General features: G+C 41.3%; 1 protein-coding gene. It reads left to right on the top strand.

Features of this window, described 5'->3' with window-relative positions; all coding sequences use genetic code 11:
• Nucleotides 1-142: 142 nt before the first annotated feature.
• Nucleotides 143-283, top strand: coding sequence for a hypothetical protein (locus tag OKC40_RS22690; protein WP_162511947.1), 141 nt, complete (start codon nucleotides 143-145; stop codon nucleotides 281-283).
• The last annotated feature ends 524 nt before the right edge of the window (nucleotides 284-807 follow it).

The raw sequence follows: 807 nt of genomic DNA, 5'->3' as shown, positions 1-807 counted from the left end.
GGCAAGGGGCAACAGTGGATCAAGGGATGATCGTCTCACTTTTTCCTGTCAATGCCATCTGGGTGAACAGTTACGATTTAACAACCTTTGATACGTTCTCCCTTTTGCTAGGGAAGAGCCTATGTCTGTCAAGAGGATTGCAATGCGTAAAATTCGTGAAGTGCTGCGACTGCGGTTGGAGGCTGACCTCTCTGTTTGCCCGCTCAGTATCTGTACCAAGGTCAGTGTCGACAAGAAAGCCACGAGTGTTGCGGTCAACATGGTCAGAGAAAGTCATAACTAACAGGTTGATTTTGGCAATAACACTACGAAGAAATCAAATGTGGGCCGCCAAGCACAAGACTGCGTTGGGAAATATATTTAACGCCAAACGATACTTTCTCAATTACTAAGGTTTATAGCACATAGACTAAAATATAATCTTAACTCGAACTTGATAAAATCATTAGCATTAAGAAAAGGTAGTAATATTTCGTTATCACAGTCCATCGAAAAACAGTCTAACCGAACTCCCAGCCAATAAATATCAACAAGAAGATCTTGCCCCCCATTGTGGGCAAGATGTTACGTAGCGATGTAACATCCACAAACTAAGCTATCACCATTAAAAAACCATCCTTCATGCAGGTTAATTCCAAGCCTTGCTTGATGGCATATAAAGGGCCAATTGCCATATTATGGCAATTTTTATCGAAAATTTTCCCAGATTTTTGCATGCAAATCGTTATGGTTTCCTGATTACCCATGATTAGCAGTCAGTTACCACGAACTATACTGATCTTACGTACAGTTATCGAGGTGCGAGAT

This window comes from Aeromonas sp. QDB11 (assembly GCF_027705265.1).
Classification (GTDB): Bacteria; Pseudomonadota; Gammaproteobacteria; order Enterobacterales; family Aeromonadaceae; genus Aeromonas; species Aeromonas allosaccharophila.
This window is presented reverse-complemented; position numbering and strand designations above follow the sequence as displayed.

Bases quoted from the DNA above. Each gene is read 5' to 3' on its own strand.
- OKC40_RS22690 (WP_162511947.1), top strand. From the start codon at position 143: ATGCGTAAAATTCGTGAAGTGCTGCGACTGCGGTTGGAGGCTGACCTC.